General features: G+C 67.7%; 8 protein-coding genes and 2 pseudogenes. 7 read left to right on the forward strand and 3 right to left on the reverse strand.

All coding sequences use genetic code 11. The features are described 5' to 3' along the window. From ACWDU1_RS25740 to ACWDU1_RS25760, 5 genes and pseudogenes are all read left to right on the forward strand, one after another. Positions 1–455 (forward strand): annotated as a pseudogene (locus ACWDU1_RS25740) (hypothetical protein); the annotation flags it as partial. A 144-nt stretch (positions 456–599) separates the two neighbouring features. Beyond that, a complete protein-coding gene (gene pyrE, locus ACWDU1_RS25745; RefSeq protein WP_450002283.1) occupies positions 600–1,148 on the forward strand; it encodes an orotate phosphoribosyltransferase in 549 nt (182 codons plus the stop codon). An 83-nt stretch (positions 1,149–1,231) separates the two neighbouring features. Then, positions 1,232–2,290, forward strand: coding sequence for a beta-ketoacyl-ACP synthase 3 (locus ACWDU1_RS25750; RefSeq protein WP_450002289.1), 1,059 nt, complete (start codon positions 1,232–1,234; stop codon positions 2,288–2,290). Position 2,291: 1 nt separating this feature from the next. Continuing rightward, positions 2,292–2,981 carry a lysoplasmalogenase family protein gene (locus tag ACWDU1_RS25755; protein ID WP_450002285.1) on the forward strand — a complete coding sequence of 230 codons (690 nt, stop codon included), beginning with the start codon at positions 2,292–2,294 and terminating at the stop codon, positions 2,979–2,981. Positions 2,982–3,048: 67 nt separating this feature from the next. Next, positions 3,049–3,369, forward strand: a complete 321-nt coding sequence (locus tag ACWDU1_RS25760; RefSeq protein ID WP_450002286.1) for a DUF4190 domain-containing protein — start codon at positions 3,049–3,051, stop codon at positions 3,367–3,369. A gap of 25 nt (positions 3,370–3,394) precedes the next feature. On the opposite strand, the gene ACWDU1_RS25765 is transcribed toward ACWDU1_RS25760, so the two are convergent. Continuing rightward, positions 3,395–4,084 carry a TrmH family RNA methyltransferase gene (locus ACWDU1_RS25765; protein WP_450002290.1) on the reverse strand — a complete coding sequence of 230 codons (690 nt, stop codon included), beginning with the start codon at positions 4,082–4,084 and terminating at the stop codon, positions 3,395–3,397. Positions 4,085–4,570: 486 nt separating this feature from the next. Between ACWDU1_RS25765 and ACWDU1_RS25770 the strand changes: the two genes are divergently transcribed. Beyond that, entirely contained in the window at positions 4,571–5,659 is a 1,089-nt protein-coding gene (locus tag ACWDU1_RS25770) for a glycoside hydrolase family 76 protein (RefSeq protein ID WP_450002292.1), read from the forward strand. Positions 5,660–5,731: 72 nt separating this feature from the next. Here the strand turns inward: ACWDU1_RS25770 and ACWDU1_RS25775 are convergent. Both ACWDU1_RS25775 and ACWDU1_RS25780 read right to left on the reverse strand, forming a co-directional pair. After that, positions 5,732–6,370: pseudogene (locus ACWDU1_RS25775) on the reverse strand (DedA family protein); the annotation flags it as partial. A 29-nt stretch (positions 6,371–6,399) separates the two neighbouring features. Next, positions 6,400–7,143, reverse strand: coding sequence for a DedA family protein (locus ACWDU1_RS25780; protein ID WP_450002294.1), 744 nt, complete (start codon positions 7,141–7,143; stop codon positions 6,400–6,402). A 208-nt stretch (positions 7,144–7,351) separates the two neighbouring features. Here ACWDU1_RS25780 and fbaA point away from each other — a divergent pair. Next, positions 7,352–8,215 (forward strand): class II fructose-bisphosphate aldolase (gene fbaA / locus ACWDU1_RS25785; RefSeq protein ID WP_450002287.1); only part of this gene is annotated, 864 nt, incomplete at its 3' end.

The raw sequence follows: 8,215 nt of genomic DNA on the forward strand, positions 1-8,215 counted from the left end.
TGCATGTGCTGCCGCCGGTCACCGAGCCGCCGCTGGACGAGCGGGATCCCGGCGCGCATCCGCGGGCGCGTTCCCGGGCGGAAGACCGCGACGACGACGGCCCGGACCGGGATTTCGACGACTACGACGATTTCGACGACTACCAGGACGAATCCGGCGGCCGCTACGAGCATCCCGCCCCGAACGTCCGGTACCGGCAGGAAGATCCGGAAGACCGGGACCGCCGCGGTCCCGAACCCGGCGACGACGCTCCGCCGCGGCGGCCGAGCCTGGCCGTGGTACCCGATTCCCGTCCCGTGAGCCGGTCCGCGCCTGCCGACCCGCCGCCGCGTAAGGCCGGGCCCGGTGATCCGGAGCGCCGCCCGGCCGCCACCGAGGACGACGACGGCTCCCGCCCGCCCGGTGGTCCCTTCCATCCCGGGTTCCGGCCGTACCAGGGTCCGGTGCCCCGATAGACCTGCGGCCTGCGGACGGTCGATAGATACAGCCACCTGCGGTAACTCCCGCCGAGAGGTCCCCGTATCCTCACTCGGTGGGCGCCGCAGCGTGCGCCGGAATCGAACTTGCCGCGACTCGCCTACGCAGGCGGAAGGACACCGATGATCGACCAGGCAACGACCGACCGGGACGTCTTGGCCGGGCTGGTGCGCGAGTTAGCCGTCGTGCACGGCAAGGTGACACTGTCCTCTGGCAAGGAGGCCGACTACTACGTCGACCTGCGCCGCGCGACGCTGCATCATCGGGCCGGGCCACTGATCGGCAAACTCCTGCGGGAACTCGTCGCCGACTGGGAATTCGATTCGGTGGGTGGTCTCACCATGGGCGCCGACCCGGTGGCCCTGGCCATTATGCACGCACCCGGCCGGCCGATCAACGCGTTCGTCGTGCGCAAGGCCGCGAAAACCCATGGGATGCAGCGCCAGATCGAAGGTCCGGATGTGGTCGGAAAGCGGGTGCTGGTCGTCGAGGACACCACCACCACCGGCAACTCCCCGCTGACCGCGGTCCGGGCACTGCGTGATGTGGGCGCGACCGTGGTCGGGGTGGCCACCGTGGTCGACCGGGGAACCGGTGCCGATCGGGTCATCGCCGACGAGGGTCTGGAGTACCGTTCGATTCTGGGACTGCGGGATCTGGCGTTGGGCTGAAATACGACGGGCTGTTCGACCCCCGGTCGCTCTCCGTTAGCCTGAGGATCCGTCAGTACTGCGAATGAAGGGTCGTGAATGTCGTGGTGAGCATTGCCGGCAAACAGGGGCACGACAACGTCGCAATGCTCGGTATCGGTGCCTACCGCCCGCAGCGCGTGGTCAGCAACGCCGAGGTGTGCGAGGTTCTCGATTCCACGGACGAGTGGATCTACGAGCGCAGCGGAATCCGGAACCGGCGCTGGATCAGCGGTGACGAATCGCTGCGCTCGATCTCGGTGGCCGCCGGCCGTCGCGCGCTGCGCAACAGCGGCATCGACCCGGAGAAGATCGGCGCGCTGATTCTGGCCACCTCCAGCTGGCCGATGCTCACCCCGCACGGCGCCCCGATCGTCGCCAGCGACCTCGGGATGAACGGTATCCCCGCCTTCGACCTGACCTCCGGATGCGGTGGGTTCGGCTACGGGCTCGGTGTCGGCGCGGATATGATCCGGGCCGGTTCGGCCGAATACGTGCTGCTCATCGGGGCCGAGACCATGACGATCGGTATCGATCCGACCGATCGCGGCACCGCCTTCATCTTCGGTGACGGTGCGGGTGCGGTGGTGCTCGGGCCGAGCGAGGAGAACGGGATCTCGCCCACGGTCTGGGGTAGTGACGGCGAGAACGCCGAGGCCATCAAGCAGGACGTCAACTTCATCGACTACATGCAGCGGGCTCAGGATCTGCAGGGCACCGACCCGGCCGTGGAGCCGATCGGGCGGATGGCACTGCGGATGGAGGGGCCGCGGGTGTTCCGCTGGGCGGCGGTCACGCTGCCCCGGGCACTGTCCACCGCGCTCGATATGGCCGGGGTGTCCAAGGACGATATCGAGGTCTTCATCCCGCACCAGGCCAACGCCCGGATCAACGAGCTGATGAAGAAGAACCTCGGACTGGCCGACGATATCCCGATGGCCGGCGATATCGAGAACACCGGCAACACCTCGGCGGCCTCGATCCCGCTGGCCATGGAGGAGATGCTGGCCACCGGTAAGGCCAAGGGCGGGCAGCTGGCGCTGCTGCTCGGTTTCGGCGCCGGGCTCAGCTACGCGGGCCAGGTGGTGACCCTGCCGCCCGCTCCCGACGAGTCGAGTCTCTGAGATGCGACCCCTGCGCGCGGGGTTCCTGGCCGCGACGGCGGTCACCGTGGTGGGCGCGCTCACCGGCCGCGAGCGGCTGCAATGGGTGGCCAAACCGCTGATGATGCCGCTGCTGGCGGCCGATGTCGCGACCGGTGGCGCCGATATCGCCGCCCCGGAGCGTGCTCTGCTGCTGGGTTCGCTGGGCGCGGCCACCGTGGGCGATATCCTGCTCATCGATCCCGATGACGATCGCCGGCTCATCGCCGGCGCCTCTTCGTTCGCGGTGATGCAGACCGGGTACGCCACGCTCTGGTGGCGGCGCGGTGCCCGCCCGCGGCCCGAGGTCGCGCTGCCGCGGATACTGGCCTGGGCGGGGGCGGCGGCTCTGCTGCGGGCGAAGGCTCCGGTACTGGCCGCGCCGTTGAGCGCCTACGGAGCCACCCTGGGTACCGCCGCGGTACTCGCCTCCGATCCCGCGCTCGCGCCGGGGGCCCAGGCCGTCGCGGGCCTGAACATCCCGGGCCCCGACCCCCGTAGCCGACTCGGTCTGGGCGCGTTGCTGTTCACGGTATCGGACGGCCTCATCGTGCTGCGCCGGCTGTTCGCGGGCGGCGAGCGGTCGCGGCGGCTGCTGGAGGGCACCATCCTGGCCACCTACGGTGCGGCTCAATACCTGCTCACCGATCCGGGCGCGCACACCCGCCGTTAGCTCTGCGGCCCTGGACAGGATGCATTTTCGCTGGTAGTGGTTGGTGGGCGGGGGTTAATATCCACCCATGAGTTACCCGACGCCGCCTCCGTACGGTTATCGCCCCTACGGACCGCCGCCGGAACATCCGCAGGCCACGCTGATACTGATACTCGGCATCGTCGGGCTGGTGTTCTGCCAGCTGTGCGCACCGATCGCCTGGGTGCTCGGGAAGCGGGCGCTCAACGAGATCGACGCGTCCGGCGGCGCGATCGGTGGCCGGTCCAATGTCATGGTGGGCTATATCTGCGGGATCATCGGCTCGGTCTTCGTGATTCTGGGGATTCTCGCGATCGTCGCCTACTTCGTCTTCGTGGTCATCCTGTTCGGTACGTCGAGCGCGACCTGACGATCCGTGCGTACCGGCGGTGCGGTCACCAGGCCGTGGTCAGGTCGGCGTGCTGGCGAATCCAGGTGTGCATGGCGATTCCCGCCGCCACCCCGGCGTTGATACTGCGGGTCGATCCGAACTGGGCGATGGAGACGGTGAGTACCGCGGCCTCGCGGGCGCTCTCGGTGACGCCTGGGCCCTCCTGCCCGAACAGCAGCAGGCAGCGGCGCGGCAGCCGGACGGTTTCCAACGGCACCGATCCCGGGACGTTGTCCACGGCCACCACGGAAAGATCCTCGGCGCGGGTGAATTCGAGCAGGGCCTCGATATCCGGGTGATGGGTGATGTGCTGGTAGCGGTCGGTGACCATGGCGCCCCGGCGATTCCAGCGTCGCCGGCCGACGATATGTACCGCGCCCGCGGCGAAGGCGTTTGCGGTGCGGACGACGGTGCCGATATTCGCATCGTGCCCGAAATTCTCGATGGCGATGTGGAAGGGGTGCCGGCGCCGGTCGATATCGGCGACGATGGCCTCGCGGGTCCAGTAGCGGTAGGCGTCGACCACATTGCGGCGGTCGCCCTCGGCCAGCAGTTCGGGGTCGAAACGGTCGTCGTCGGGTGGGGGGCCGCCGTGTTCGATCACCCAGGGGCCGACGCCGTGCGGGTGCTCGCCCCATTCGGTGGGGCCGGCTCCGAGGAGCCCCGGATCGTCGTCCTCCTCGTCCCGCGCCACGGCCTCCGTCTCCGCTGCCGCGCCCGTGCCCGCGGACGCCGGTTCCGGACTCCGGGCGGGTTCGGGGCCGGACGTTGGCGCAGGATTGGTCACGGCATGATCGTAGTGCGGGCGGCCGGGACGGTGTCGGGTCGGTCTGGTCCGTTCGAATGTCCTTGCGCCGATTGCGGTTACCGGAATCGGCGCTGGATAGGGATACGCGGCGGCGAGCATTCCCCGATTGATTGTTAACCCCCATTGACACTGTGCGGACCCTTCGCGGGTCGCAACTCGGCCGCAATCGGCCGTGGTCCGGACCGATGAGGCAGGTTCGCGAACAGTCCCGCTTCGACTCGGTAACAATTGAGCGGCGTGAATTCCGATTCGCCTGGCAATATGGGTTGCATGACCCCGCCCAGCGACGATCTGGATGTTCCCCGGCGTTCGGCCGGGCAACAGCGCGGGCGTCCGGGTAATCCGGCGACGCTGTGGTCGGAGCGGGCGGATATGGCCGAGGCGGCGATTCTGTCCCGTCATCTGAGGCCGGTCTGGTTACTGCCCGGCACCACCCTCGGAGTGGTGGGCTGGCCGCCGACCCGGCGGGAACGCTTCTTCCTCACCTGGCACTACTGGTGGCAGGCGCATCTGATCGACTGTGCCGTGGACGCGGCCAACCGCGCGCCGACGATCGCCCGCCGCAAACGGGTCGCCACCTTGGTTCGTTCGCATCGTCTCCGCAATCTCACCGGCTGGACCAACCGCTACTACGACGATATGGCCTGGCTGGCTCTCGCGCTCGAGCGCGCCACCCGTATCCAGGAGCACGCCGAGGCGCGAGGCGGGCTGGGTCCGCTGGAACAGAAGCTCTATTCCGCCTGGGATCCGGCCGTGGGCGGTGGTCTGCCCTGGCGGGTCGGCGCGGATTTCTACAACGCGCCCGCCAACGGTCCCGCGGGTATCGCGCTGGCCCGGCTCGGTCGCTACGAACGGGCCCGCGAGATCGCCGACTGGATCGACCGCACCCTGCGCGATCCGGAGACCGGCCTGATCTTCGACGGTATCCACCTGCCCGCCGGCACGCTGGAACGCCCGATCTACAGCTACTGCCAGGGCGTGGTGCTGGGCCTGGAGACCGAACTCGCGGTGCACACCCACGAGGGCGAACATCTGGACCGCGTACATACCCTGCTGGACGCCGTCGAGGACCATCTCACCGCCGAAAGTGTGGTCCGGGGCGGTTCGGGCGGTGACGGCGGCCTGTTCAACGGGATTCTGGTGCGGTATCTCGCCCAGGTCGCGCTGATGCTGCCCGGCGAGGAGCACGAACAGCTGGCCGATCGCCGGACGGCCGCCCGGATCGTCAAGGAATCGGCCGCCGCGGCCTGGGCCAACCGGCTCGATGTCGAGGGTGAACCGCTGTTCGGGCACGACTGGACCGTTTCGGCCGAACTGCCGGGAGGTAGCGCCGGTGCCGGCGGGCTCACCGCGAACGGTGCGGTCACCTCCTCCCGGGTACCCGAAAGGGATCTATCGGTACAGCTGTCGGGCTGGATGCTCATGGAAGCCGCCCATATGGTCACGGCGGCCGGACTGTAATTCGTTCCACTCGGCGTCACGGTCGGCCCGCGCGAGTTCCGGTAGCGGCATGGTGTCGCATTCGGCCGTCGCCGAATCCAGGTCGAAATCCTCGGCGGGCTGCGACATCTCGTGCCGGTACTGCCTGATGCCGATGATCGTGCCCACGATCAGGCAGACCACCAGCGAACCGATCACGATCGGCATCAGCCAGGAGAACTGCTGGATGAAACTGCCCGCGTAGTAGCCCATCAGCAGCAGCACCGGGGCCCAGATGATCGCGCCGATGGTGCTGGCCACGGTGTACCGGCGATGGTCCATCTCGGCGGCACCGGCCACCATCGGGCACAGGGTGCGCACCCACGGAATCCAGCGGGCGATGAGAACCGCGACGAAACCGTGCCGTTGCAGCAGTTCGGCGACCCGGGACAGATTGCGGGTGTTGATATAGCGCCCGTTCTTACGGGCTACGAGCCGATGCCCGGTACGCCGTCCGACCACGTATCCGACCTGGTTACCGGCGATCGCGGCGAGCATCGCGCCCACCGAGAGCAGCCACACCTGGGTTTCACCGGAAGCGTGCGAGGCCATCACGATGCCGCCGGTGAGCAGCATCGAATCGCCGGGCAGGAAAAGTCCGAGAATGAACGCGCATTCCAGGAAGACGAAGGTCAGAACCACTATCCAGACCAATGTCGGCCCGGCCGAGATCAGTGGTTCGAAACTACCCATCGCATGGGGCATGGCCTGGCTGGACACCTCTACCTAACGTGGCTCTCGTTCGCGCCGGTCGGGCCACCGGTCCGTACCACCGGCAGCGGCATGGTGGCGTCGATCGGACCGGGCATGTCCACGGCCGGCAATTCGGCGGTGGAGGTGATCCCGCCCGCGGCCACCGGCGCCGCCGCGGGCTTGCGGCCGAGCAACTTCTTCGCCACCGCACTGATACCGGGCAGGATCGAGATGAACACGATGAACAGGAAGATCGCCTCGACGTGATCGCGGATGAAGGCGATATTGCCCAGGTAATAGCCGAGAATGGTCACGCCGCCGCCCCAGGCGAGGGCGCCGACGATATCGAAGGCGACATAGCGCTGGTAGTTCATCTTCGAAACGCCCGCCAGCACCGGCATGAAGGTCCGGACGATCGGGACGAATCGGGCGAGGATGATCGTTTTGGGGCCGTGCTTCTCGAAGAATTCGTGTGTTTCGGTGACGTAGCTCTTCTTGAAGAAGCGCGTGTCCTCCTTGTGGAACAGTGCCGGACCGATGGCCCGGCCGATCCAGTAGCCGCACTGGTCACCGGCGAACGCGACGAAGACCACGGCGGGCAGCAGCACCCAGATGGATACCGGCGGATTCTCCTGGGCGGCCAGCAGACCGCCGGTGAACAGCAGCGAATCGCCGGGCAGCAGCGGGAACAGCAGGCCGGTTTCGATGAATACGATCACCAGGATGGCCGGTAGCACGGCGTTCTTCAGCCACGTCTCGGTCAACAGGTGCATCGGGTCGAGCAGTTCTGTCAGAGCCAGATTGCTCGTCACCGCGTCGGAAGCCGCCAGCGCAATCACCCGGACCACAGTACCGGTAACACCCGCGCCCGCAGGGTGCGGCGGCGCAAACAATCCCCTTATACCGGATGAATCCCGCCTGCCTTAGGGTATGGGCAGAAACAGACAGTCCCGTCTGCCGCACTACACGGAGGTCTTCACAGTGCCGATTGCGACTCCGGAGGTCTACGCCGAGATGCTCGGTCAGGCCAAGGCGAACTCGTTCGCTTTCCCCGCCATCAACTGCACATCCTCGGAGACGATCAACGCGGCGATCAAGGGTTTCGCCGAGGCCGGTAGCGACGGGATCATCCAGTTCTCCACCGGTGGCGCGGAGTTCGGCTCCGGCCAGGGTGTGAAGGATATGGTCACCGGCGCGGTCGCGCTGGCCGAATTCGCCCACGTGGTGGCCGCGAAGTACGGCGTCACCATCGCGCTGCACACCGACCACTGCCCCAAGGACAAGCTCGACGGATTCGTCCGCCCGCTGCTGGCCATCTCGCAGGAGCGGGTGGACGCCGGGCAGAACCCGCTGTTCCAGTCGCATATGTGGGACGGCTCGGCGGTCCCGATCGACGAGAACCTGTCCATCGCCCAGGAGCTGCTGGCCCAGGCCGCCGCCGCCCGGATCATCCTCGAGGTCGAGATCGGCGTCGTCGGCGGTGAAGAGGACGGTGTCGAGGCCGAGATCAACGACAAGCTCTACACCTCGCCCGCCGACTTCGAGAAGACCATCGACGCCCTGGGCGCCGGCGACAAGGGCAAATACCTGCTCGCCGCCACCTTCGGCAATGTGCACGGCGTATACAAGCCCGGCAACGTGGTGCTCAAGCCCGAGGTGCTGGCCGAGGGGCAGAAGGTGGCCGCGGCCAAACTGGGCCTGGGCGCCGACGCGCAGCCCTTCGATTTCGTCTTCCACGGCGGATCCGGTTCGCTGAAGTCGGAGATCGACGATTCCCTGCGCTACGGCGTGGTGAAGATGAACGTCGACACCGACACCCAGTACGCCTTCACCCGCCCGATCGCC

It is taken from the genome of Nocardia sp. NPDC003345 (genome assembly GCF_053589395.1).

What these genes read in the sequence shown, in the direction of transcription:
- pyrE (WP_450002283.1), top strand. Translation starts at nt 600, where the DNA reads ATGATCGACCAGGCAACGACCGACCGGGACGTCTTGGCCGGGCTGGTG.
- ACWDU1_RS25755 (WP_450002285.1), top strand. Translation starts at nt 2,292, where the DNA reads ATGCGACCCCTGCGCGCGGGGTTCCTGGCCGCGACGGCGGTCACCGTG.
- ACWDU1_RS25760 (WP_450002286.1), top strand. Translation starts at nt 3,049, where the DNA reads ATGAGTTACCCGACGCCGCCTCCGTACGGTTATCGCCCCTACGGACCG.
- ACWDU1_RS25770 (WP_450002292.1), top strand. Translation starts at nt 4,571, where the DNA reads ATGGCCGAGGCGGCGATTCTGTCCCGTCATCTGAGGCCGGTCTGGTTA.
- ACWDU1_RS25780 (WP_450002294.1), bottom strand. Translation starts at nt 7,143, where the DNA reads ATGCACCTGTTGACCGAGACGTGGCTGAAGAACGCCGTGCTACCGGCC.